Origin of the sequence: uncultured Virgibacillus sp., from assembly GCF_947495635.1 — a bacterium.
GTDB classification, from domain to species: domain Bacteria; phylum Bacillota; class Bacilli; order Bacillales; family Amphibacillaceae; genus Virgibacillus; species Virgibacillus salarius.
Genome location: NZ_CANMAB010000006.1, coordinates 53035 through 77617, shown reverse-complemented (window position 1 = coordinate 77617; position 24583 = coordinate 53035). Strand labels below are relative to the sequence as shown.

Annotated in this window: 23 protein-coding genes and 1 pseudogene; 20 read left to right on the top strand and 4 right to left on the bottom strand. The window is 37.5% G+C overall.

All coding sequences use genetic code 11. The features are described 5' to 3' along the window. Positions 1 to 211 precede the first annotated feature (211 nt). The 11 genes from Q1A47_RS02855 to Q1A47_RS02805 all read left to right on the top strand — a co-directional run bounded on the left by Q1A47_RS02855 (position 212) and on the right by Q1A47_RS02805 (position 10378). The gene (locus Q1A47_RS02855; protein ID WP_026682295.1) at positions 212 to 1204 is read left to right on the top strand and encodes a LacI family DNA-binding transcriptional regulator; all 993 of its coding nucleotides are present in this window, start codon (positions 212 to 214) and stop codon (positions 1202 to 1204) included. Between the two features lie 121 nt (positions 1205 to 1325). Next, entirely contained in the window at positions 1326 to 2042 is a 717-nt protein-coding gene (locus Q1A47_RS02850; RefSeq protein WP_026682296.1) for a GntR family transcriptional regulator, read from the top strand. Positions 2043 to 2141: 99 nt separating this feature from the next. Next, on the top strand, positions 2142 to 3320 hold the full coding sequence (locus Q1A47_RS02845) for an SIS domain-containing protein (protein ID WP_166530116.1): 1179 nt from the start codon (positions 2142 to 2144) through the stop codon (positions 3318 to 3320). 83 nt (positions 3321 to 3403) lie between these two features. After that, entirely contained in the window at positions 3404 to 3883 is a 480-nt protein-coding gene (agaV, locus tag Q1A47_RS02840; RefSeq protein ID WP_026682298.1) for a PTS N-acetylgalactosamine transporter subunit IIB, read from the top strand. A gap of 44 nt (positions 3884 to 3927) precedes the next feature. Beyond that, positions 3928 to 4695, top strand: coding sequence for a PTS N-acetylgalactosamine transporter subunit IIC (gene agaW, locus Q1A47_RS02835; RefSeq protein WP_026682299.1), 768 nt, complete (start codon positions 3928 to 3930; stop codon positions 4693 to 4695). Next, positions 4685 to 5506, top strand: coding sequence for a PTS system mannose/fructose/sorbose family transporter subunit IID (locus Q1A47_RS02830; RefSeq protein ID WP_026682300.1), 822 nt, complete (start codon positions 4685 to 4687; stop codon positions 5504 to 5506). Before agaW ends, Q1A47_RS02830 begins: the two co-directional genes overlap by 11 nt. 203 nt (positions 5507 to 5709) lie before the next feature. Further along, positions 5710 to 6126 (top strand): PTS sugar transporter subunit IIA, encoded by a 417-nt coding sequence (locus Q1A47_RS02825; protein ID WP_026682301.1) that lies wholly within the window; start codon positions 5710 to 5712, stop codon positions 6124 to 6126. 86 nt (positions 6127 to 6212) lie between these two features. Further along, positions 6213 to 7382, top strand: coding sequence for an N-acetylglucosamine-6-phosphate deacetylase (gene nagA / locus Q1A47_RS02820; RefSeq protein WP_166530117.1), 1170 nt, complete (start codon positions 6213 to 6215; stop codon positions 7380 to 7382). A gap of 1 nt (position 7383) precedes the next feature. Then, positions 7384 to 8241, top strand: coding sequence for a tagatose-bisphosphate aldolase subunit GatY (locus Q1A47_RS02815; RefSeq protein ID WP_026682303.1), 858 nt, complete (start codon positions 7384 to 7386; stop codon positions 8239 to 8241). Positions 8242 to 8308: 67 nt separating this feature from the next. After that, the gene (locus tag Q1A47_RS02810) at positions 8309 to 9238 is read left to right on the top strand and encodes a hexose kinase (protein WP_166530118.1); all 930 of its coding nucleotides are present in this window, start codon (positions 8309 to 8311) and stop codon (positions 9236 to 9238) included. Between the two features lie 237 nt (positions 9239 to 9475). Next, complete coding sequence (locus Q1A47_RS02805) at positions 9476 to 10378, top strand: cupin domain-containing protein (RefSeq protein WP_366141108.1); 903 nt, start codon at positions 9476 to 9478, stop codon at positions 10376 to 10378. A 466-nt stretch (positions 10379 to 10844) separates the two neighbouring features. Here the strand turns inward: Q1A47_RS02805 and Q1A47_RS02800 are convergent, their stop codons facing one another. From Q1A47_RS02800 to Q1A47_RS02790, 3 genes are all read right to left on the bottom strand, one after another. Then, positions 10845 to 12815, bottom strand: a complete 1971-nt coding sequence (locus Q1A47_RS02800; protein ID WP_166530120.1) for an acyltransferase family protein — start codon at positions 12813 to 12815, stop codon at positions 10845 to 10847. 347 nt (positions 12816 to 13162) lie between these two features. Further along, a complete protein-coding gene (locus Q1A47_RS02795) occupies positions 13163 to 14047 on the bottom strand; it encodes an anti-sigma-V factor rsiV (RefSeq protein WP_034679436.1) in 885 nt (294 codons plus the stop codon). Between the two features lie 42 nt (positions 14048 to 14089). After that, positions 14090 to 14569, bottom strand: a complete 480-nt coding sequence (locus tag Q1A47_RS02790; protein ID WP_166530121.1) for an RNA polymerase sigma factor — start codon at positions 14567 to 14569, stop codon at positions 14090 to 14092. 316 nt (positions 14570 to 14885) lie between these two features. Here Q1A47_RS02790 and Q1A47_RS02785 point away from each other — a divergent pair, with 316 nt between their 5' ends. Further along, positions 14886 to 15869, top strand: a complete 984-nt coding sequence (locus tag Q1A47_RS02785) for a LacI family DNA-binding transcriptional regulator (protein ID WP_026682309.1) — start codon at positions 14886 to 14888, stop codon at positions 15867 to 15869. 7 nt (positions 15870 to 15876) lie between these two features. After that, positions 15877 to 16638: an SDR family oxidoreductase gene (locus Q1A47_RS02780; protein WP_121603844.1), complete on the top strand. Its 762-nt coding sequence runs from the start codon at positions 15877 to 15879 to the stop codon at positions 16636 to 16638. On the opposite strand, the gene Q1A47_RS02775 is transcribed toward Q1A47_RS02780, so the two are convergent. After that, the gene (locus Q1A47_RS02775) at positions 16608 to 16781 is read right to left on the bottom strand and encodes a hypothetical protein (RefSeq protein ID WP_299630400.1); all 174 of its coding nucleotides are present in this window, start codon (positions 16779 to 16781) and stop codon (positions 16608 to 16610) included. The genes Q1A47_RS02780 and Q1A47_RS02775 overlap by 31 nt on opposite strands. 160 nt (positions 16782 to 16941) lie before the next feature. Between Q1A47_RS02775 and Q1A47_RS02770 the strand changes: the two genes are divergently transcribed. The 7 genes and pseudogenes from Q1A47_RS02770 to Q1A47_RS02740 all read left to right on the top strand — a co-directional run bounded on the left by Q1A47_RS02770 (position 16942) and on the right by Q1A47_RS02740 (position 24583). Then, positions 16942 to 18264, top strand: coding sequence for an ABC transporter substrate-binding protein (locus Q1A47_RS02770; protein ID WP_121603843.1), 1323 nt, complete (start codon positions 16942 to 16944; stop codon positions 18262 to 18264). Positions 18265 to 18490: 226 nt separating this feature from the next. Next, positions 18491 to 19816, top strand: a complete 1326-nt coding sequence (locus tag Q1A47_RS02765; protein WP_026682312.1) for a carbohydrate ABC transporter permease — start codon at positions 18491 to 18493, stop codon at positions 19814 to 19816. Between the two features lie 11 nt (positions 19817 to 19827). Next, the gene (locus Q1A47_RS02760) at positions 19828 to 20649 is read left to right on the top strand and encodes a carbohydrate ABC transporter permease (protein ID WP_026682313.1); all 822 of its coding nucleotides are present in this window, start codon (positions 19828 to 19830) and stop codon (positions 20647 to 20649) included. 81 nt (positions 20650 to 20730) lie between these two features. Then, the gene (locus Q1A47_RS02755; RefSeq protein WP_166530122.1) at positions 20731 to 21813 is read left to right on the top strand and encodes a Gfo/Idh/MocA family protein; all 1083 of its coding nucleotides are present in this window, start codon (positions 20731 to 20733) and stop codon (positions 21811 to 21813) included. Between the two features lie 15 nt (positions 21814 to 21828). Beyond that, positions 21829 to 22845: a Gfo/Idh/MocA family protein gene (locus Q1A47_RS02750; RefSeq protein WP_246484635.1), complete on the top strand. Its 1017-nt coding sequence runs from the start codon at positions 21829 to 21831 to the stop codon at positions 22843 to 22845. A 51-nt stretch (positions 22846 to 22896) separates the two neighbouring features. After that, entirely contained in the window at positions 22897 to 23619 is a 723-nt protein-coding gene (locus Q1A47_RS02745) for a ThuA domain-containing protein (protein ID WP_166530123.1), read from the top strand. A 7-nt stretch (positions 23620 to 23626) separates the two neighbouring features. After that, positions 23627 to 24583, top strand: a pseudogene (locus Q1A47_RS02740) (Gfo/Idh/MocA family oxidoreductase).

The following is a 24583-nucleotide window of genomic DNA, read 5'->3' as shown; positions in this document are numbered from 1 at the left end:
GACAAACCCCACGGAAAGGGAAGTGGGCAGCCGGAGTGGTGGTCAAGCAGTAGCTATTATTCCATAATAGCTACTAGGGGGAGCGTAAATCGGAGCATGTTTTGATAAGGACTGAGCGAATTTTGCTCCGTTTTTCTTACAGAAAACAGACGCTAGTATTGGGAAATGGTAAAATAGTTACTAGTAGATTAGGGATTTAGGAGTGATGTTGTTGGCAACGATTAAGGATATAGCACAAAAAGCTGGTGTGTCACCGGCAACTGTTTCACGTGTACTTAATTATGATGCAAGCTTATCGGTGGCAGATGAAACAAAGAAAAAAATTTTTGAAGCAGCTGAAGAACTGTCTTACCGAAAGAAAACATCAAAAAAGTACCATGGTACGAATATAGCTATTGTACATTGGTATACAGAAAAAGAAGAGCTGAGTGATCTGTATTATCTATCAATTCGCCTTGGTATTGAAGAACGATGCAAAGCGTTGAATATAAATTCTCAAGTATATTTTTTTAATAGTATAGATGAAATTTCTAGTGAAGGCATTGATGGAATAATTGCCGTAGGTAAATTTAGTAATGGACAGGTTAAGGAATTAACCGCTATTAACCCACATGTGGTATTTGTTGATTATAGCCCAGATGAAGATAAATATGATGCGATTGTCATTGATTTTGAAAAGGCGACAAGAACGGTTATTGACTATTTTATTCAAACAAATCATCAGTCGATTGGGTTTATTGGTGGTAGGGAGTTGTTAAAGGGAGAGGTTGAAGAGCTTATTGACCTGCGAGAAAAAACCTTCGAATCATATATGAAAGAAAAAGCATTATATAATGAGCGGTTTATGTATGTAGGGTCGTTTTCGGTGGACGATGGTTATCAGCTAATGAAACAAGCAATCGAAGAATTAGGTGATGATTTGCCAACTGCATTTTTTACGAGTAGTGATGTCATGGCAATTGGCAGCTTACGTGCGCTTCATGAAGCCAACCTTCCCGTTCCTGATCGAGTTAGTGTAATTGGTTTGAATGATATGTCTGTATCTAAGTATGTGTATCCTTCTTTGAGCACGATTAAAGTATATACAGAAATTATGGGAGAAACAGCTGTGGATACGTTGGTTGAGCGATTGGCAGGAAGGAAAATAGCAAAGAAAATATTTATTGCAACAAAGCTTGTTATTCGTAAAAGTGTGCGATCTTAGACATAATTGAAGCACTAAGTTAATAATAATTGAAATTAAAGCCTTTACATTTTTGTAAGGATTTTATATACTAAAGGCAACTGGTAATAACCACTTTAAGTAAGGGAGGTGGAAGTCCGAATTGGATAAAAGTAGTAAGGTACCTTTGTATTTACAATTAATGGAAGAATTAATTAAGAAGATAGACAATCAAGTATATCAAGAACATGAAAAGCTACCTTCTGAGCGCGAATTATGTGATATGTATGATTTGAGTAGGATAACCGTCAGGCAGGCGCTACAGGAATTAGAGAGGGAAGGCTATATTTATAAGCTTCATGGAAAAGGTACCTTCGTTTCTGCAACATCTTATAACCAAGATTTAGTAAAGCTCTATAGCTTTACAGAAGAAATGCAAAAGATGGGTAAGGTTCCCATGACACAAGTATTGTCCTTTGAAGAAATTGCGGTGGAAGAAAGACTAGCAACAAAAATGGATATCAAACCGTACGATGAAGTTTTTCAAATTATTCGATTACGACTTGCCGATAATGAGCCATTAATGTATGAAACATCCTATTTGCCAAAGAAACGATTTCCTAATCTAACAAAAGCACAGTTAATAGAAAGACCAATGTATGATGTGTTTTACCAAGAATATCAAGTAGTAGTAACGAAAGCACTTGAGCGCTTCTCTGCTGCTAGCCTTCGAGAGACAGAGGCACGTTATTTAGGAATACCCTCTCAGCAGCCAGCAATGCTAATCAAACGATTTGCCTATCATCAGGATCAGTTAATTGAATATACTGTTAGTGTGGCTAGAGGAGATAAGTTTGATTATACGGTAGAATTGACTTAGATTGTACTCTATTAAGTATTAAATGAAATCTTAATAGAGTATTCTAATAGAACAACTGGTTATGACAACATAACCACAAGTAGATTTGGAGGATATTAGATGTTTAATTTAACAGAGCATGAACTGCAGAATAAGATGGCAGGTTTTACCGCGCAGGAAATCAACCAGCAGCCTGAAGTTTGGAAAGAGACAGTTACAACACTTTTTGAAAATAAAGAATCAATGAGAGGTTTTATTGAATCTATTTTTTCAAAGCATGATCATGTAAGAGTATTATTAACAGGGGCTGGTACCTCAGCCTTTGCAGGGGATATCCTTGTTCCAGAGCTACAAAAGCAGTATCAAGGGAATGTACAATTTGAAGCAATTGCCACAACGGATATTGTCTCTAATCCTTCTCATTATCTGTTCAAGGATATTCCAACGATCTTGGTGTCATTTGCAAGATCAGGAAATAGCCCAGAAAGTGTAGCAGCCGTACAATTAGCAGGATCGATTATTAGTGACTTTTATCAGGTCGTTATTACCTGTAATCCGCATGGCGAATTGGCAAAAAGCACGGAACAAGATGCGAATAGCTTAACAATCCTTACACCAGAACAAGCTCATGATCAAGGATTTGCTATGACTAGTAGTTTCACAAGTATGATGCTAGCTTGCTATGGATTATTTACGGTGTATCCGTTTACTGGTGATAATGTTTCTAAAGTAATTGCTAATGGTGGGAAACTAGTCAACCAACTTACGCCTATTGTCGAGGACATTTTACAATTCGATATAAAACGTATCGTTTATTTAGGATCTGGATTGCTCAGTCAATTATCTCATGAAGCAGCACTTAAAATGCTAGAACTAACGGCAGGTAAGGTGGTTGCTGTACATGAATCGTCATTAGGTTTTCGCCATGGTCCAAAATCAATTTTAAATGACGACACCATTGTTGTCCTTTTCATGTCACAGAATCCACATACGAGAAGATATGACCTAGATATGCTAAAAGAATTGTCCGGAGAAGATTCTAAAATGAAAATTGTCGCTGTTACAGAAAAAACAGATTCCGAGATAGAGGAATATGCTGACTGGGTGATTCCGGTAAATAGTGATAGTGAACAACTTACGAATGATTTTTATTTAGGTCTACTCTATATTATGTTTGCTCAAGTACTTGCTCTGAAAATGTCTATTAAGCTTGGTATTACTCCAGATAATCCGAGTCCTGATGGAAGAGTAAATCGAGTCGTGCAAGGAGTAACCATATACGAATACAACCATGCGTAACATAGGAGCCTAATTAGGTTCCTAAATAACAAATTTGATAGCACTTACATGAAGTGATTTATATAAATGAAGGGATGAATAATATGACAACACCGAACATTTTATTAACACGTATTGATAATCGCCTAATCCATGGCCAAGTAGGGGTCACATGGGTAAATCACTTAGGAGCCAATCTTGTCGTAGTTGCAAATGACAAGGTTTCAGAAGATGAGGTACAGCAAAGCTTAATGGATATGGTGCTTCCTGATGTCATTCAAGCGCGGTATTTTTCTTTGAAAAAAACGATCGATGTGATTCATAAGGCTTCTCCAAAACAAAAGATTTTTCTAGTCGTAAAAGATGTTCAAGACGCACTTGCCTTAAAGGAAGGTGGCGTTCCAATTGATCATATTAATGTCGGAAATATGCATTATGAGGAAGGAAAAAAACAAATTTCATCAACTGTTTCGGTAGATGACGAAGACATTCAAGCTTTTAAGAAACTCGATAAATTAGGAGTAAACCTTGATCTACGTGGCGTACCAAATGAAAAAGGACAAAATATTCTTGAGTTAATTTAAACGTAGATGGCAACACATTATTTGTGTAGGAGGAGGAATTGAGTATGTTAATGGAAGCTATACTAATTGCCTTATGGGCCGGAATCATCGGGATAGATTTATATAATGGATTAACACATATTCACCGTCCAGTTGTTACCGGTCTTGTTGTAGGTTTGATTTTAGGAGATGTAACTACTGGTTTAATCGTTGGAGGTACACTCGAGTTAATTTGGATGGGGATGGTACCACTTGCAGGTGCCCAACCTCCTAACGTTGTAATTGGTGGTGTTATTGGAACTGCTTTTGGCGTCATAGCAGGGCAAGATCCAAAGGTTGCGGTAGGAGTTGCTATACCTTTTGCCGTTGCTGTACAGGGATTAATTACACTATTCTTCACGGTTTTTGCTCCGGTCATGCATAAGGCTGACCAATATGCATTAGAAGCAAATGCTAAAGGAATAGAACGGATCAACTATATGGGACTAGGGATTCTATTTGTTTTTAATGCAGTAATTGCCTTTCTTCCCATCTATTTTGGAGCTGAACGAGCGGCTGCGTTTGTTGAAACAGTCCCGCAGTGGATTATTGATGGTTTATCTGTTGCGGGGGGGATTATGCCTGCAATTGGCTTTGCCATGCTACTTCGTATCATGATAAAAGTGGAGTATATTATGTTCTTCATTGTAGGCTTTATTTTAGCCGCATATCTAGAGCTTCCGATCTTAGCCATTGCATTAATTGGTTTAGCAATAGCTCTGTATGATTTCTATCAAAATAAGAACAAGCAAGGTCCTACACCGAAAGAGGAGGAGATAGCTGATGGTATCTAATAGTTATCAATATGAAGATACGGCTTCCGCACAGGACTTACAACCGAAGCAACTTCGACATCTAGCTTGGCGGTCATTGCTTTTACAGGCATCGTTTAATTATGAACGGATGCAGGCAGCTGGGTGGCTGTATTCCATATTGCCTGGATTAAAAGTGATTCATAAGAATAAAAAAGATCTAAGTAAATCGATGAAGGATCATATGGAATTCTTCAATACGCATCCTTTTCTAGTTACATTTATTATGGGTGTCATTCTAGCAATGGAGCAAAAGAAGGAAGATAGAGATGCAATTCGTGGTATTAAAGTAGCTACAATGGGACCTTTAGGTGGAATAGGCGATGCCTTGTTTTATCTAACCCTATTACCAATCACTGCTAGTATTGGAGCTTCATTAGCAGTAAACGGGAATATTCTTGGTCCATTTGTATTTTTGATCATGTTCAATGTTATTCACTTCGGAGTCCGTTTTGGGTTAATGAGTTATGGATATAAAACTGGAGTGAAGGCAATCAGTAAGTTGAAAGAAGGCACAAAGCATGTATCCCGTGCCGCATCTATTGTGGGGTTAACAGTAGTTGGCGGGCTAATAGCCACTTATGTTTCTTTCAAAATTGATTATACGTGGACACAGGGTGAATCAGAATTAAATGTACAAACAGATATTTTAGATCAAATCATGCCAGCAATGCTTCCTTTAGCCTATACCTTACTTGTATATTGGCTACTAAAAAAAGGTCGTTCACCAATTGTGTTAATTGGCCTTACTGTATTCGTTGGTCTTGTAGGTTCATTCTTTGGAATTATGTAAAGTAAATTATATTTTATCCCACATATAACTGCAGTAAGCCCCCACTATGGGTAGACGTGGGATCGACTGCCAGTAAATGTCCGATTGGTTCAAAGACCTTTAGGTCATACCCTTGTGGTACGAACAATCCGTTGGGGGAAATAAAACCCCAAAGGTTTGAAGTTCACCTTATCCTAGTTTTATATCGAGAAAGGATGTTTGAGATGATTGGAATTGTCGTTACAGGCCATGGATCATTCCCAAATGGGATTTATGAATCTGTTCGGCTAATCGCAGGAGATGTAGAAAAATTAGAGGTCGTTCCCTTTGAAGAGGATCAAGATAAATTAGAAGAAGCACTCCTTAAAGCGATTGAAGTAGTTGATGAAGGGGAAGGCGTAGTCTGCTTTGCTGATTTAGCAGGGGGTACACCTTTTAATGTAAGCTCGCGAATCGCATCAACTAGAGATCAAGTGCATGTAATTGGTGGAACGAATTCACCAATGCTATTAAGTGGCTTGTTTCAAAGGCAGCAACCGATAGATAGCTTTGTTACTAGTATCATTTCAGAGGGAAAGGAAAGCATTAAAGCCTTTGAAGTAAAGAAGAAGAGAGCTGTCAATGAATCGGATGGTATTTAAAATAAGATGCTGCAGTAATGGGTAGCGGTAGTAGACAAAATTAATTCACGAACAGTATTACTCATTAGATAAGGGAAGTGTACAGGATGCACTATTTTATAAAAGCAGATCGGTTTATATTGGAAAATCATATAGCAGAAGCTGGCTATCTTTCCGTCGAAAATGGACGATTTGGTCATCTGACCAAAACGGTACCTGATTCTGCTGAAGTAATTGACTGGAGTGGTTATATGATTGCTCCAGGTCTAGTGGATACGCATATTCATGGTATAAATGGCTACGACATCATGGATGGCACGAAGGAAGCAGTTCGCCATATTTCAGGAGCCTTGTTAACACTAGGTGTTACAAGATTCTTGCCAACAACGTTAACATCCTCACGCTCTGATCTTGACAAGGCCATTCAAGCTGTTACAGAAGCTGTGGAAGAAGGCTTGCCAGGAGCATTGTCCGAAGGAATTTATTTAGAAGGACCGTTTTTTACGGAAGCGTATAAAGGAGCACAGAATCCAAAGTACTTTCAAGATCCTGACATTGGATTATTTGAGAAATGGCAATCACTTGCTAAGGGAAACATTGTAAAAATTGCCCTTGCTCCGGAACGCGAGTATGCTATGGAATTTATTAAAACAATGGATGATAAAGGTGTCTTAGTAAGTATCGGGCACACAAATGCTAGTTATGATTGCTGTCAAGAAGCGATAGCAGCTGGAGCGCAAAACTTTGTTCATTTATTTAATGGTATGTCGGGGCTTCATCACCGAAATCCTGGGGTTGCTGGTGCTGCATTAACAGATACCAATGTTTATGCTGAACTCATTTGTGATGGTTACCATGTTCACCCTGATGTAGCGACTCTTGCACTAAAGGTAAAAAATGAAAAGCTGATGCTGATTACGGATTGCATGCGAGCAGGAATGATGCCTGATGGACATTATCATTTGGGAGAGTTTCCTGTCGTTATGCAAAATGGTGTAGCTCGCACAGAAGAGGGGTCATTGGCTGGAAGCACGTTAAGATTAATTGACGGTGTTAAAAATCTTCATAACTGGTCCGATCAAGCATTATTTGATATATGGCATTTGGCTAGTTTAACCCCTGCCAAGAGTTTAGGGCGCGCAGAAGAGATAGGAAGTATACATCCGGGAAAGCTGGCCGATTATGTGGTTTTGGATGACGAGTTGTCGGTTCAAGCAACAGCAATTAATGGGAACATAAAATATCGAAAAATGACAACAGGAAATGAGGAGGAGTAATATGGGATACGTGCAAAATACAGAAGATATGCTAAGAAAAGCTAGAAGAGAAGGTTATGCGGTACCTGCTTTTAATATTCATAACCTAGAAACGATACAAACTGTAGTAGAAACGGCACAAGAATTAAAATCTCCAGTTATATTAGCTGCTACTCCAGGAACGATGAACTATGCAGGACGCGCTTATATTCAAGCAATTGCTGAAGTAGCAGCAAAGCAAAATGATATACCTATTGCCTTACATCTTGATCATCATGAAACCTATGAATCTATCGTTGAATCACTAGAGTTAGGGACAAAATCAGTTATGATTGATGGGTCACATCATACCTTTAAGGAAAATATTGCGATCTCGAAACAAGTTGTTGATACGGCACATGCCTATGGTGCTACAGTCGAGGCAGAACTAGGGAAATTAGTAGGGCAAGAGGATGATTTAGTTGTGGAAGCAAAGGATGCCGCTTATACCGATCCAGATACAGTAGCTGAATTTGTTGAAGAAACAGGTGTTGACTCATTGGCTGTAGCTATTGGTACGGGACATGGTTTATATGAGACAGAGCCTGATTTAGATTTTGAACGGTTAGAAAAGATTAAGAATTTAATTTCTATACCGATTGTTTTACATGGTGCTTCAGGGATTTCGAAGGAAGATGTTCAGAAATGTATTTCTTTAGGTTGTGCGAAAGTCAATATTTCAACTGAATTAAAAATTCCTTTCTCTACTGGATTACGAGCACACCTCATGGAACATCCAAATGAAACGGATCCAAGAAAATATATGGGTCCTGCCAAAGCTAGGATGAAGGAAGCAGTTAAAGAAAAAATAGCAATTTGTATGAGTGCAGGAAAGGCATAAAACTCACAATATATAGAAGCGGTATTTTCTGCATATACAATAAGTATGAGGAAAAGGAAGTGGAGAAGTGATATTAACCATTACCTTAAATCCATCCGTAGATATTCGATATAGCATCTCAAGCTTCCAGGAGAATGCCATTAATAGAGTGACAGATGTCTCTAAGACGGCAGGAGGAAAAGGTTTGAATGTAACTCGAGTGTTACATCAACTTGAGGAGAATGTAGCAGCTTCAGGCTTTCTAGGTGGAAGCTTAGGTAGCTTTATTAGTAACGAATTACAAAAATATGGTATTGACAATTATTTTACGCCTATTAAGGGAGAAACGCGTAATTGTATTGCTATCATTCATAACGGTAAGCAAACGGAGATTTTAGAAAGTGGGCCAGAAATCAGTGAAAATGAAGCAGCATCTTTTCTAAGGGAGTTCGAAAAAAATGTTCTTCAGGCGGAAGTAGTTACTATTTCTGGAAGTCTCCCCACAGGGTTAGACAGAACCTATTATAATCAGATGCTAGAAATTGCCGAAAAAGCTGGAACTCCTGTTTTACTAGATACTAAGGGTGAACTACTTGCTGAAGCATTACAGCATGATGTGAAGCCATTTTTAATTAAACCAAACCAATACGAGCTTGGTGATTTAATCGGTTCGGAAATTCTTCACGTAGATGAAATGAAGCAAGCTCTACAGTTGCCATTATTTAACGATATATCTTGGGTGGTTATAACGTTAGGAGAGACTGGTGCAGTGGTAAAACACGAAAACAATTTTTACCACGTCACAACTCCAAAAATAAATGCAGTTAATCCAGTAGGATCTGGGGATTCTGTTATCGCTGGTTTTGCTGCCGGGTTGGAAAGGAAGCTTCAAGAAACCGAATTAATTCGATTTGGTATAACCATGGGTGTTTTAAATGCAATGGAAGAAAAGACAGGGTCAATCGATCTAACGAAAATGGACTGGTGTATCCAGCAAATAAAAATTGATGTTTTGTAGTGCTTTTTGCTGAAAGACAGCTTCTACCAGTAATTTTCAGAGGCAAACAGTAACAAAATAAAGCTCCTTCACCTCGTTTACTTTAGCTAGGTGAAGGAGCTTTACGTTCTAAAAAGCAGGATTTACACTGAAAAGTCTTATTAAGATGATAAGTAGTTGAAGTACATTTTGTGGATGTAGGCATATGATGATTATGGATATTATAATGTTTGAAAGGATTGAAATGTTATGTATTATATGCCTCAAGCTTATCCATATTTTCATTACAATAATGTAGGCACAGCTATGTACGATTCTAATAATCAGTCAAGAAGTACAGAGGAAAATTATCAAAGCCTTTGTGAATCTATACTTGAAGAAGTAAAACGAGTGGCTTGTGTAACTACGTTATATCAGGAGTTAGCAAATGTAGCACCAAATGAGGAACATGCCGATAACATTCGACATGCCCTAGCAGGAAAGAAAGACCATTTGGCACATGTTACAAATCTTTATATTCAATTAACAGGAGCAGAGCCTGACTATCAGGTAAATGACATCACTTTTGAAAGTTATCAGCAAGGTTTACAGAGAGCTTATGAGTTAGAAGTCGAAGGATACCAGGCCTATCAGAAAGGCTATTTCCTTACACAGCAGGATCCACAAATACGAAATATCTTTTTGGCTGCGCTAAACGGAGATCAAGTCAATGTCTCTAATGTTGAGCAAATACAAAATGGGAATTTTCGACGGCCAATGGATTATGGAGGAGAGCCGTTTGTCATTGATATAGAGGAAGCTACGAAGCAAAACAACACCTTTCGTACCGCTATTTGGACGGGGGACCATTTACAAGTAACGCTTATGAGTATTGATGTTGGAGAATCTATTGGCTTAGAAGTTCACCCATCGACAGATCAATTTTTACGTATTGAAGAGGGAGAAGGATTTGTGCAAATGGGAGATCGTAAAGACCAACTTACTTTTGAAGCAAATGTAAATGATGACGATGCCATCATGGTTCCTGCTGGTAAATGGCATAATATAACCAATGTAGGAACCGATCCTTTAAAATTATACTCCATTTATGCACCACCTGAGCACCCTTTTGGAACTGTCCATAAAACAAAAGCGGAGGCAATGGCTGCTGAAAAGTACTAAAAATTTTGATCATAAAAGGATATCCACTCTAAAGGCGAATAATAAACTACGACAGCTTTGTTCGTCTTTTTTCCAGATTAAAACCCCGCCTCTTATTGGTTAATTAGGTATCATTCACTTAAAAAATGGCTCTATAAAATAATGAATAGGTTGATACTTGTCAGAATGGTTATTTGGGTCATATTCACATACTACTATGCTCGAATATCAATAAGACTTGTTAAATGATCGAATTCATTTCTTTAAAAAGAAAAAATCCAAGCAATGACCTCAAGGTCTGCTTGGATTCATATATTACAAGAAAGGGGGAGTTACAAGGGTAGTATAGTAATTCCCAATTACATCCATTTCTAAACCACCATTCTTGAAAAAAGAGCATTGTAATTATACACAGTGAGGGAGTTAGCTTCGTCTGATTTCTTAAAGCCTATTTCTGTATAGCTTTTCTAAGCTACACCCTGAACGATTATTGGCTATACGAAGAGAAATCTAGCGAATCATAAGCTTTTTTAATAATGTCAGCATATACCTTAGCCCCTTTTTTATTTGGATGGACTCCGTCAGAAGCAAAGTAATTATCATGTCCAGCGCTAGCACCATGCCAATCTACTAATGTAACATTTGCCTGTTTTGAGGCCGTATCTGCTAATGTCCTATTAACGACTTGTTCCCAAGGTCGAGAAATACGCGTATTAACTAATAGAACTTGACGGTCATCACCAATCATCTCAAGCACAGACAAAAGCTGATCCTTTGCAAAGGCTCCGTTAGTACCAAGTCCAATAATGACGATCTCTCCTAATTTGTCTTGGACTTTCAGTTGCTTTACTACATTTTTTGCTTGCTTCATTTGTCGACCAATGGAAGCATCTATATGGATGGAAGGGAAATAAGATTCGAGAAAAGGCGATACATTAATTAGTATCGAATCACCAATTGCGGTAACCTCTTTCTTATCTGAATTCTCATTTGCTACAGCTTCCTTTTCCTCCTCATGAGTCTGCTCTTTTTTAGTAGCATTATGCTTCTCTTCTTTTGGCAGTTTCGTTTCATGTTTGTCCTTATTCTCAGTGTTAGCAGGTATATTTTCTTCTTTTTCTTGTTTGAGCGCTTGCTCTTTTTCTATTTTTTCCTTAGTTGCTTTTTCCGCTGATTCTCTGTTTTCATTTATATGCTCAGACTCACTGTATTCCGTTAATAAGCTATCTTCACTATAGGAAGCATTCGAGGTGGAAGCATTGGTGACTAATTGTAGCGAAGTAAGTAGGATTAAGACACTACCACCAATAACGGTCCATTTATTCAATGGAATACGTGAAGGAAGTCTTGTAAAAGAAAGCTGTTTCCAAAATTTAATAAATCCATCATGACGAATAGGCCCCTCGATAAATTTCCATGATAGTGCAGATAAGCCAAGAATAATTGCCAATTGAATCGTTACTCGAATGAAAGAAATACCATTTGTATTGATGGCTGGTGTTGTTAGCATAATAACTGGATAATGCCATAAATAGATCGCATATGAGCGGATACCTACCCATCTTAGGAACGGTAAATTAAAAAGGTTGCCTATACTGTTTGCCGGGTGAACAAGTACGGCTATGAGCATGGCTGTTACAATGGATAAAATGACCATTCCACCATAATAAAGAAAGGGTTCATACTGATTTGTCGTCCAAAGCATAACTAGTAAAATACTAAGCATGATTGAACCAGCAATATTAAGTATATGCTTCAATTTCTGAGGTATCTTTCTAGCAAGCTGTCCGCTCGGCCATATGATTGCTAAAGCTGCACCGATTAACAGTGAGAAAGCTCTTGTGTCTGTTCCATAGTAGACTCTGCTAGGATCCAGACCTGGTTGATAAAGTAACATCATTAGAATTGCGGAAACACTTGCGGTAATAAGCATGATTTTTATTAGGGAAAGCTTGGTTATGTAGCGCAAGCCTAACAGCATTAGAATTGGCCATATAATATAAAATTGTTCCTCTACTGCAAGTGACCAGAAATGGGTCAGTAATGATGGTTCTCCAAGCGTTTCGAAATAGGATTGATCTTGAAAAATATACCACCAATTGCTGATATAAAACAATGCAGCGATGAAGTCTGATTTGAACGATGCGATAATAGTAGGTTTGAATAATAATACCCATATAAATGTTAGAATTAACATAGCTAACATTGCGGGAAGTAATCGTCTTGCTCTTTTGATCCAGAATTTTTTAAAGTTGATGCGATTGTTTTGCTTCCATTCATCAGCAAGTAGATCCGTAATTAAATATCCAGATAAAACAAAGAATATACACACACCTAGAAAGCCACCAGCTGCCCAATCAAAGCCAAGATGATAAAAAATGACAGCTAATACTGCCAGTCCCCGTAACCCATCTAATTCTGATATGTACCTTCGTTTACCATTTCTCCTTTTATTCAAATTTATATCCCCCTTTGTGAAGAGGATGGTTATATAGAACGTATTTTTCTTTCTGTGTGTATAATGTATTCATCGCTGTAATATCCTTTCTGTCTTTCCAAAGCTGTCAATTTAATAAAACATAGGTTTGTTACCTGTTAATATAATATATTAATATTAATTTCTAATAGATTAAAGGCATATAAAAGCTATCATTAAATCATACATAAGGAATTGGAGAGAATCACTCCATTATAAATTCTCTCCTAAAAAACTACTTTTTCCAATAGATCTATATGCCTAATACGGTTATTTAAATATGAACAAATTGTAACTTATGGAATAGCGAATAAATTCCTATTTACATGTTATTTTATATACTGATTCCCAACTAGATCATCAGCTATAACCTCTGTTGGAATAACGAATTCGACAACTCCCATATACCCTGGTGCAACCGTATAATCGTTAAATGAAATCACTAATTTATGGTCTTCATTGATATAAAAGTTTTGGTTAGGATCTATCTTTTCAAACTTATCGACTACGTCTAAATCCTCAATCCCTGCATTATCTACCCAATAAATTTTATCTGGATCTTCTTTTATTTGCTGACGCATTTGTTCTTTTATTTCTTCGCTAATTGTATTTATATAATCATTGTTTTTAAATAGGATTGGTAGTGTCAACATAATTTGCCTTTGTTTATCAATCGTATCATATTTCAGCGTAGTGGCTGATGATGCTTGTATTTCTTCTGTGTATCGCCCAATCGAAAGTAGTAGATCATTATTCGTTTTTACTTCATAGCCGGATTCGATTAGAAAATGACCATCTTCATCTTGCTCTATTTTTTGTGTGAATTCATCATACAATTTTTGATTCTCATTCACATATTTTTGGTTTAAACTATTTTCAAGATCTTTGTTATCCAGATTGTTTACCTGTGGTGTCTTGAGATGAGCATGATAATTACCATTCTCTACTTGAATATCCTGAAACGTTACTACTTGAATAACCGATCCCAAAACGGGTATCTTCGTTAAACTTTGAGCTAGAGCTGGGCTTGTATTTACGCTAATTACAAATAAGCATAATGCAGCGGCTACTCCTATAAACCACTTTGCTCGGAAAGTAGATCTTTTCTTCCGTGTATGAAGTGCCTTATGGACAGTAGAATCTAATTCTTTAGGGATTGGGGTATTTTTATATTGTTTTTTTAATTCTTTTATTTTGTTATCCAATTGCGTCATCCTCCAATTATCATTAGCCGTATACATCTGGCTAAATTAATTTCATTCCATTTTTTCTTTCAGCATTTCTAACGCTCGATATAATCTAGTTTTAATCGTGTTGTTGTTCTCATTTAAAATTTCAGCAACCTCATGTATTTTTAGGTCTTCAAAATATCTAAGTATGATAACTGTGCGATACTTTACAGGTAATTCCTCTAAAGATCTTTCTAAATCAATATTTTGATACGTATCATTTTTACCAGAGCTATAATAGTCTAGCGTATTTTCATCTACAAATGATGTACGTTTATGTTTCCGTAAAAAATCAAGTGAGGTATTTACAACGATGCGATAAAACCAGCTTTTAACAGATTGATTATCCTGAATGGAATGATGAGCCTTAATTGCTTTTTCAATGGATTCTTGAACAATATCCAAAGCATCTTCCGAGTTTTTAACATAACTATAGGCTAATCGGTAGAAATCCTCTTTTTTTTCTAAAATGAGTGAGATAAGCTTATCCTTCGATTTATTGCGCATGAGAAAAGAGCTCCTTTTGCATAAATACAACATGAATAGTAATATGTTGTAATAAAAAGACGTATGACTGAGTAAAAAAGTTTTGATTTTCTTTTGAAAAGTTATTCATGAGAATGATTCGATGAAAAGAAATCGTATTAGAATAATCTTATTCATTTATACTTCCCCATTTTAACTGCAAAAATATAGGGGGATCTCGAAGGTTGATTTTCTTATTTCAAACACGCAACCGTGGCTATTTCGCATATTGACAAATAGTTAGCAGTACAGTAATATTTTATTGTAATCGATTACATATAGAGGTGCGTGTGAAATCATGGTCACAATTCAGGAGGTAGCAAAAAGGGCAGGAGTTTCTGTCGCTACAGTTTCAAGGGTTATTAATAATCGAAGTAAGGTAAAAGAGAAGACACGAAATCGAGTTGAACAAGCAATAGATGAGTTGAACTACGAGCCAAGTGTTCTAGGACGAAATTTGCGAAATTCAGAAAGCAGGCTACTTCTTGTGTTAATCCCAAGTATTTCCAATCCTTTTTATACAGAAATTATTAATGGAATTGAAGATACTTCCATTAAAGAAGGGTATAATATTTTACTTTGTGAGACAGACTCGAATCCAAAACGAGAAGCTATTTATTTTAATTTAGTACGAAATCGGATGGCAGATGGAATTATTTTAATGGATCCAACTATCAATCGTAAAAATGTTTTGGAACTAGCAACGAACCATCCAATCGTACAATGCAGTGAGTTTGATAAAGAAGGGAATATCTCCTACGTTTCCATTGATAACGAGTTAGCTGCATATCAAGCTGTGAAGCATTTAATAAAGATTGGGAAAAAAAGAATAGCTTTCATTAATTCCGATGAAAAATTTTTGTATGCTCGTGAACGGCGTGCAGGCTATGAGAAAGCCTTTCGTGAGTTTAATATAGCTGTAGAAAAGAAAAGGATATATAATATTAACCAACTAAATTTTGAAAGTGGTCAGCAAGCGATGCGAACACTTCTCAATCAGGAAGAAAAACCAGATGCTGTCTTTGCTGTATCGGATGTACTAGCCATTGGAGCACTCAAAGAAATTCATGCCAATGGTTTGAAGGTTCCGGATGATATTGCCATTATTGGCTTTGATAAAATAAGTTTTTCCAATATGACACATCCAACGTTAACGACAGTATCGCAGCCAATGTATCGCATGGGGTGTATTTCAGCGTCCATGCTTATTAATAAGATTAAAGGTGAAGAAGTAGAAAGCATGCTATTAGAACATGAGTTAGTTATTCGTGAATCTACATAAGGAGGCTATGAACATTTATAATCTGTCTAATGCAAAGGCAATCGTTACGGGGGTAAGCCATGGAGAAGCAATAGGAGCAGCAATTTGTCGCCAGCTAGCGAAAGCGGGTAGTTCCATTTTCTTTACGCATTGGAAAGCAGTAGCAGACTGGCCAGAGAACTTTCAAGCAGAGTTGGCCGACATAGGGATAAATAGTGATCACATGTGTATTGATCTATCTATTCCAGATGCACCACAGAAAGTCTTGGACGTAGCTGTAAATAGCATAGGATCACCAACGATTTTAGTAAATAATGCAGCTCATTCGGAACGAGATGGCTATGAAAAGCTTAATGCTAGTAGTTTAGATGTTCACTATTCAGTAAATATGCGTTCAACTATGATACTTTCTACTCTATTTGCACGTCTATTTAAAAAATCAACTCAAACCGCTGGGAGAATTATTAATTTGGTATCTGGTCAAGATCAAGGGCCAATGATCGAGGAATTAGCTTATGGAGCAACAAAAGGTGCTATTTCTACATTTACAGTGAGCCTTTCCGCAGAAGTAGCTCCACTAGGGATTACCGTCAATGCTGTTAATCCTGGACCTACAGATACAGGGTGGATGTCTGATGAGGACAAGCAGGAACTAGGCAGTCAATTTTTAATGGGGAGAATTGGTCAACCAACGGATGCAGCAAGACTAGTCACCTTTCTTGCAAGTAAAGAATCAGCATGGATCACTGGGCAGGTCATTCATTCTGAAGGAGCTTTCCTTAGAAAGTAAGGTGATTTATCCACATATAACTGGCAATAATATCCCCACCTTAAGCAATAAGTGAAACGAATAATGGTAAGTGTGGGTTCAACTGCTAGTAAATGTCTGATTAGTTCAAAGGCCTTTAGGTCATACCCTTGTGGTACTAACAATCAGCTTACTGATTGAAGTTTCACTTTTTCATATTCAAAAAATCGTTGACAACATTTTAATAAGGGTTATAATTAAACCATAATGTAATCGATTTCATTATTTGTAATATTCAATAAATGCACAAACGTGAAATCGATATAATTTTAAGGGGGACTAAAATTGAGGTTATCCAAGTATGTACTTAGTAGTTTGCTATTCATTGCTTTAACTTTTTTCTTAATTGCTTGTAGTGATTCAGCATCAGAAGATGAGAGTAAAAATGAAAACGATTCAGCAGATAATTCTGAAGATACAACAAAGGATGACGAACAAATTACTATTGTTTATGCACGTGGAGTCGATACATCACCTGCTACGAAAGCAGTTATTAAAGCTTTTGAAGAAAAGCATCCCAATATTAACGTGGAGGAGCGAGAGATGCCAGCAGATACAGGGCAGTCACATGATCAATATGTAACCGCTTTCAGTTCGCAAAGCTCCGAAATTGATGTGTTTAATGCAGATGTTATCTGGCCAGCTGAATTTGCCCAAGCCAATTATGCACTAGAATTGGATCGATTTATTAAAAAAGATGGTATAGATATGAATGCATATTTCCCAGGTACTGTAGCAGCTGGGAAATTTAACGGTAAACAATGGGCAATGCCACAATATACTGACGCTGGTGTATTCTACTACCGATCAGATATCGTAGATGAACCCCCGAAAACTTGGGATGAATTAATAACAATGGCAAAGGAATTCCAGGGTGAAGAAGGTACGAAATTTGGGTATCTAATGCAATCCGCACAGTATGAAGGATTGATTACAAATGCTATCGAATATATTGCTTCATACGGTGGACAGATTGTTGATGAAGATAATAACGTCGTAGCTGATAGTCCAGAAACGGTGAAAGCATTAGAAAAAATGAAGGAAGTTGTCGGGTCTGAATTTGTTCCAGAAAATATTTTAAATTTTAAAGAAATAGAAACAGAAAATGCGTGGATACAGGGGAAATCAGTGTTTGCTAGAAATTGGCCCTATATGATGGCTTCTTCTAATGATGAAGAACGTTCTGAAATTGTAGATAATGTTGAAATGGCAATGCTTCCTGCAGGAGATGAAGGTAGTGCTGCTGCGTTAGGCGGATGGATGACCATGATCAACCGTTATTCCGAGCACCCAGAGGCAGCCTGGGAATTTGTAAAATTTATTTCTGGACCAGAGGGACAAAAGATTTCTGCAATAGAAGGTGGACGTGCACCAACATTGATTGATCTATATGATGATACAGAAGTGCAGGATGTCAGCTTGTTATTTGCTAATTCAGAATTTCGCGAAGTATTACAAACTGCTGTCCCTCGACCGGTATCACCAATATATCCAGAGATTTCAGATATCATGCAAATTGAAATTTCAAAAGTGTTAACTGGTGATCAATCTGCGCAAGATGCCGCAACAAATATGCAAACTAAAATGGAAGCTGCGATGAAGGAGTAATACAGTTAAAGAAACAAATAAGGCAAGGTGGGGAAATTATGCTCATCTTGCCTTTATCCCGCATATAACTAGCAGTAAATTTCCCACTTCAAGCAAGATTGAAACCAATATTGGTAAGTGAGGGATAAAAAAACTCCACGGATTGAAGTTTTACTTTATTAATAGAAACTTACAGGCTCTAGTATTTTGGTTTTCAATTAACTACTCTTGCAATAGGGAGGTAACCATGAGGAAGAAACGAAGTTTTCAATTAAATGAGAAGCAGCTTGGATATGCGATGGTAATACCTTCATTAATTCTTGTGTTTGTTGTTGTTCTTTGGCCAGTTGCTCAATCATTTTGGAATAGTTTATTTGATTATCGATTAAATGATCCGAATCGTTCAGAGCTTATGTTGAGTGCGACTATCGATCTAGAGAGATATGTAGATAATCATTTTTATATAAATAGTCAACTAGAGGAGTTGGCAACTGCTGCAGAAGATGAAGAAATAACCTCCACAATTACGAACATAAATAAAGAAATTAACAATTATCATTCCCAACTGCTAGAGGATGATAAGACGAAAGAAAAAGTAGGCAAAGTTGATGAATTAATTATGAACTTCCAACCAGTTACAGATTCTGAGCTGAAATATCAGAAGATAGATAATGACTTTGCTGAAACATATCGTGATGCATTAAAAGGTTATCAAGCTGAATTAGTGAAGATTGCCGAAGCTAGTGAAGCTAGTGCAGTGGCAGATAATTATCAGCAAGCTGCAGATCTACTAGGTGCAACTGCAAAAGCTATTTTAAAATCAAATTTTATTGGTTTTGATAACTATGCAAAATATATACAGGATGCACGTATGTGGAAATCAATTTGGAATACAACTTTTTTCACTGTAGTTACAGTCGCATTAGAACTGATACTTGGTATGTGCATTGCGTTACTAATCAATCGTGCGTTTAAAGGAAGAGGCATTATACGTGCATCGGTTTTAATACCTTGGGCAATTCCTACAGCAGTTGCCGCCATGATGTGGGGATTTTTATATGATGGACAATCAGGAATTGTTGCACATTACTTAGAAGTATTGAATATTATTCCAGATGCATCATGGTTACTATCTACTTCTTCTGGAGGAATGTTTTCTATTATATTAGCTGATGTTTGGAAAACAACTCCTTATATGGCATTACTGTTATTAGCAGGTCTACAGACAATTCCCAATTCGTTATATGAAGCATCAAATGTGGATGGAGCTAATAAATTTCAGCAGTTTTGGCGAATTACATTACCATTATTAAAGTCTTCGATACTTGTTGCTTTGTTATTTAGAACACTTGATGCGTTTCGTGTATTTGATTTAATTTTTGTATTGACTGGTGGGGGTCCAGCAAATGCTACGGAATCGATCTCCGTATATGCATATAAAACGCTATTTGCCCAACAGAATTTTGGAGAGGGCTCCGTGCTTTCTGTAATCGTTTTCTTATTTGTAGCCCTAATCAGCTTTATTTATGTGAAACTAATCGGCTCTGATTTATTTGCTGGGCGTACAAAATGAGGAGGGAAGTCATGAAGAAACGTGGAAATATTGGATTTTACTTTTTCTTAATCGTATTTGTCTTGTTAGTTATGTTCCCTTTCATATGGGTATTTTTAACATCTATTAAACCAACAAATGAAATCTTTTCCTCATTTAAATGGTTTACTACTGATCCATCACTATCATCGTACGAGGCTGCATTGACGAATCGACCGTTATTACGCTATATGCTAAATAGTTTTGTGGTATCGATACTAACTACTTTATTATCCTTGGTATTTGCATCCTTTACCGCCTATGCAGTAACACGATTACCAATTAAAGGTAAGGGATTAATTTTAGGGCTTGTATTGGCGGCATCAATGTTTCCGCAAATAGCGATCATTTCACCAATGTTTAATTTGGTTACAGGTTTAGGATTACGTAATAGCTATCTAGGGCTAGTTATACCGTATATTACGATAAGCCTACCACTATCCATTTGGATTTTATCGACTTTTTTCCAGAAAATACCTTATGAGTTAGAAGAGTCAGCCAAGCTGGACGGTGCTAGCCCATTCCAGACGTTTCGAAAGATAATCTTTCCTTTAGCAGCTCCTGGTGTATTTACAACGGGTATTTTAGTTTTTATTGCTGCATGGAATGAATACTTATTTGCATTAACTATAAATAGTGATGATGTATGGCGTACAGTTCCAGTTGGGATATCCATGTACCAGAGTCAATTCTCTATTCCGTGGGGGGATATTTCAGCAGCTACTGTTATTGTTACCATACCAATTGTAATAATTGTGCTCCTTTTCCAAAGAAGAATCGTTTCCGGGTTAACATCTGGTTCGGTAAAAGAATAAACAGTGTAATGTCAATATAGAAACAATCATTTACTAGGCAATATACATGGAATTCGCTACTAAATATAAAGGGTGATCAATATGATGGAAAAACTACGTGTTGCAATAATCGGCTGTGGAGGAATTGCTTTTGGTAAGCACTTACCAAGTCTATCAAGAATTAGTGAGGTTGAATTAATAGCATTTTGCGATTCAAAAAAGGAAAAAGCCCAGAAGGCGGCCGATCAGTATGGCGTTGCTAATGCCATGATATATGAGCATTATAAGGAGCTTTTAGCTAACGAATCTATCGACGTCGTTCATGTGTGTACACCGAATATCTCTCATGCAGAAATTACGATAGCTGCTTTAAATGCTGGGAAGCATGTCATGTGTGAAAAACCAATGGCAAAGTCAACGGAGGAAGCAAAAGCAATGTTGGCTACTGCAGAGAAGTCAAATAAAAAACTTACGATTGGCTATAACAATCGTTTTCGTCAGGATAGTCAGTATTTGCGACAGGTTTGTCAGCGTGGCGATTTAGGGAACATCTATTTTGCAAAAGCACATGCAATTCGCAGGCGTGCTGTTCCAACCTGGGGCGTGTTTTTAGATGGTGAAAAGCAGGGTGGTGGACCATTAATTGATATTGGTACACATGCATTGGATTTAACCCTTTGGATGATGGACAATTATGAACCTAAAGCTGTAATGGGAGCAACACATCATCAGTTAGGTAAGAAAGAAAATGCAGCTAATCCTTGGGGGGCATGGGATCCAAAAGACTTTACAGTTGAGGATTCAGCGTTTGGATTTATTACGATGAAGAATGGAGCTACAATCATTCTGGAATCTAGCTGGGCACTAAATTCATTAGACGTTGATGAAGCCAAATGTTCATTAAGTGGAACGGATGGTGGTGCAGACATGAAGGATGGATTACGTATTAATGGAGAAGAATTTGGTAAGTTGTATACAACAAATGTAGATTTAGATGCTGGAGGTGTCGCTTTCTATGATGGAGAAACAGAAAGTGCAGCTGATTTAGAAGCACGCCTTTGGATTGATGCAATTATGCAGGATAACGAACCGATTGTAAAACCGAAGGAAGCTTTAGTGGTAACCCAAATACTAGAAGCAATCTATCAATCTGCCAAAACTGGTAAGGCTGTATATTTTGATTAATAGTGAAGGAGGTAGATGACAATCATCCAAGTAGCATTATTGAGTAGATGGCATGTTCACGCGGACGACTACGCGCGTGAAGCAAAGGATAATAAAGCATTAAATATTCAAATGGTCTGGGATGAAGATACAGCAAGAGGTGAGCAATGGGCAAGGGAGTTAGGTGTACCATTCGAAGCGGATTTGGATTGTGTCTGTGCAAATCCATCCATTGATGCTGTTATCGTAACGACACCGACTCATAGACATAAAGAAATACTTATAAAGGCAGCTAAGCATAAAAAGCATATATTTACTGAAAAAGTACTAGCATTAACGGTAAAAGACTGTGAAGCAATTCTAGAAGCTGTCGAAGAGCAAGGCGTTGAAGTGATGCTTTCACTTCCTAGACTTGTAGAAAAAGAGTTTTTGTATGCTGAGAAAGCGCTTGAGCAAGGCTGGCTTGGGAAGCTATCAATGATTCGCTGTCGTCTTGCACATAATGGTGGTGTTATTTATGAAGGAGAAGATCGTGGCTGGCTCCCAGAACGATTTTTCAGAAAGGAACAGACAGGTGGAGGGGCTTTAATAGATCTCGGAGCACATCCCATTTATTTAATGAATCGTTTAGCAGGAGAGGCAGAAGCTCTTTATGCACGTTTACAACAGCAGGAGAGTGATCAAGTGGATGATACAGCTGTCGTCACGGTCGAGTATACGTCTGGAGCATTGGGAGTTATTGAAACGAGTTTTCTTTCACATGGCAGCCCATTTCAATTGGAATTATATGGTACAGAGGGAACTTTACTGGCAGAAGAGGGAGAAGTGAAAATAAAAAGCATGCATGTAAATGAAAATAATTGGACGTTAATGGATGAGCCAATGACTGATAAGCCAAGACCATTGGAGCAATGGGTACAAGCAATTAAAGAACAAAAACAACCAAGCATTACGAAGGATGATTTTATAAAACTTACGTTAATAAATGAAGCATCTGTTCGATCACATCAAGAAGGAAGGCGAATTATAATTAACAAAATGTTAACAAAATAATGGTGACATAAGAATTAAAAAACTTAATAGGCGAAGGGGATATACTACAAGATGAAAATCACAGTTTGGAACGAATTTCGTCATGAACAGGAAAATCCAATAGTTGAAGCGATTTACCCCAAGGGTATTCATCATACTATTGCCCGGTTTTTAACGGAAGCAGGTTTTAAGACACAAACAGCTACACTAGATCAACCAGAACATGGCTTAACAAATGAAGTACTAGACAAAACGGATGTTTTGGTCTGGTGGGGACATAAAGCACATGAGGAGGTTGAAGAAGCGATTGCAGAACAGGTAAAGACACGTGTTCTAGAGGGAATGGGGCTAATTGTTTTACATTCCGGACATTTTTCAAAGGTATTTAAAAAGCTAATGGGAACAACTTGTGATTTGAAATGGCGTGAAGCAGATGATAAAGAGCGGCTTTGGGTAGTAGATCCAAGTCATTCAATTACGGAGGGTGTTGGCGAATATGTAGAACTCGAGAAGGAAGAAATGTATGGAGAGCACTTCGATATACCTGCGCCAGATGAATTGGTTTTTGTCAGCTGGTTTGAGGGAGGAGAGGTTTTCCGTAGTGGGGCTACATTTAAACGAGGGCAAGGGAAAATCTTCTACTTTCGACCAGGACACGAAACGTATCCAACCTATCATAATCAAGAAATCCAACGAATTATTACTAATGGTGTGAAATGGGCCGCGAGTCCCAAAAGTAAAAAGCCAACGTATGGTAATAAACAACCGTTAGAAGAAATTTCCAAGAAAGGATAGATTGGAAATGGCATCGTTACGTGTTGCGGTGATTGGCTGTGGAAGTATTGCTAGACATAGACATTTAGTAGAATATCAAGCCAACGATCAAATCGAAATTGTTGCTGTCTGTGATATCATTCATGAGCGAGTTCAAGAGATAGCAATAGACTTTCAAGCGAATGCTTATACAAATTACCAAGAACTGTTGGAGAAAGAGAAGCCCTGTATCTATTGCAGCTTTGGAGGCTGTCATGTGTTATGTGAGAAGCCAATGGCAACAAGCCGAGAAGAGGCGCAATAAATGATTGCTACTGCGAGTAAATATGGTAAAAAGTTAATGATTGGTCATAATCAACGATTTGTACCTTCTCACCAGAAAGCAAAAGAAATTATTGAAAACGGTGAGTTAGGAAAGATATATAGCTTCCGAACGACATTTGATCATGGCGGACCAGAAGGTTGGAGTATCGATGGGAAAGCGAGCTGGTTCTTCCAAAAAGATCAAGCTTTCATTGGAGCAATGGGTGTACATAAGGCAGATTTAATTCGTTATCTTCTTGGCGAAGAAATTAGAGAAGTAGCTGCCTTTGTGGAGACAAATGCTAAAACGGAGACGGATGTTGATGATAATTCTGTATGTATTCTAAAAACGGAAAGCGGCATTATCGGAACAGCAAGCTGGGCTTTATGTTTCAAAAGAGGATAATGCGACAACGTTTTATGGTGAAAAAGGCATCATGCGTTTAGAAGCTGATTCGAACTATTGTTTTATTGTACATTATGTAAATGGAGAAGTAACCAAGCATGATTTGGGTGTATTCAATCTAATGAAGCAGGTGGGCAAACCTCAACTCATGTAATGGATCACTTTGTAGGTTCGATTCTTAATGACACAGAACCTCTTATTAATGGCGAAGAAGGACTCAAGTCACTTGACGTAATGTTGACAGCTTTAGAATCTAGTAAAACCAAACAATATTAG

Coding starts and splice junctions, on each gene's coding strand:
- Q1A47_RS02780 (WP_121603844.1), top strand. CDS start 15,877: ATGAACATTTATAATCTGTCTAATGCAAAGGCAATCGTTACGGGGGTA.
- agaW (WP_026682299.1), top strand. CDS start 3,928: ATGTTAATGGAAGCTATACTAATTGCCTTATGGGCCGGAATCATCGGG.
- Q1A47_RS02845 (WP_166530116.1), top strand. CDS start 2,142: ATGTTTAATTTAACAGAGCATGAACTGCAGAATAAGATGGCAGGTTTT.
- Q1A47_RS02790 (WP_166530121.1), bottom strand. CDS start 14,569: ATGCGCAATAAATCGAAGGATAAGCTTATCTCACTCATTTTAGAAAAA.
- Q1A47_RS02750 (WP_246484635.1), top strand. CDS start 21,829: ATGACAATCATCCAAGTAGCATTATTGAGTAGATGGCATGTTCACGCG.
- Q1A47_RS02760 (WP_026682313.1), top strand. CDS start 19,828: ATGAAGAAACGTGGAAATATTGGATTTTACTTTTTCTTAATCGTATTT.
- Q1A47_RS02795 (WP_034679436.1), bottom strand. CDS start 14,047: ATGACGCAATTGGATAACAAAATAAAAGAATTAAAAAAACAATATAAA.
- Q1A47_RS02815 (WP_026682303.1), top strand. CDS start 7,384: ATGGGATACGTGCAAAATACAGAAGATATGCTAAGAAAAGCTAGAAGA.
- Q1A47_RS02785 (WP_026682309.1), top strand. CDS start 14,886: ATGGTCACAATTCAGGAGGTAGCAAAAAGGGCAGGAGTTTCTGTCGCT.
- Q1A47_RS02745 (WP_166530123.1), top strand. CDS start 22,897: ATGAAAATCACAGTTTGGAACGAATTTCGTCATGAACAGGAAAATCCA.
- Q1A47_RS02765 (WP_026682312.1), top strand. CDS start 18,491: ATGAGGAAGAAACGAAGTTTTCAATTAAATGAGAAGCAGCTTGGATAT.
- Q1A47_RS02830 (WP_026682300.1), top strand. CDS start 4,685: ATGGTATCTAATAGTTATCAATATGAAGATACGGCTTCCGCACAGGAC.
- Q1A47_RS02755 (WP_166530122.1), top strand. CDS start 20,731: ATGATGGAAAAACTACGTGTTGCAATAATCGGCTGTGGAGGAATTGCT.
- nagA (WP_166530117.1), top strand. CDS start 6,213: ATGCACTATTTTATAAAAGCAGATCGGTTTATATTGGAAAATCATATA.
- agaV (WP_026682298.1), top strand. CDS start 3,404: ATGACAACACCGAACATTTTATTAACACGTATTGATAATCGCCTAATC.
- Q1A47_RS02805 (WP_366141108.1), top strand. CDS start 9,476: ATGCCTCAAGCTTATCCATATTTTCATTACAATAATGTAGGCACAGCT.
- Q1A47_RS02825 (WP_026682301.1), top strand. CDS start 5,710: ATGATTGGAATTGTCGTTACAGGCCATGGATCATTCCCAAATGGGATT.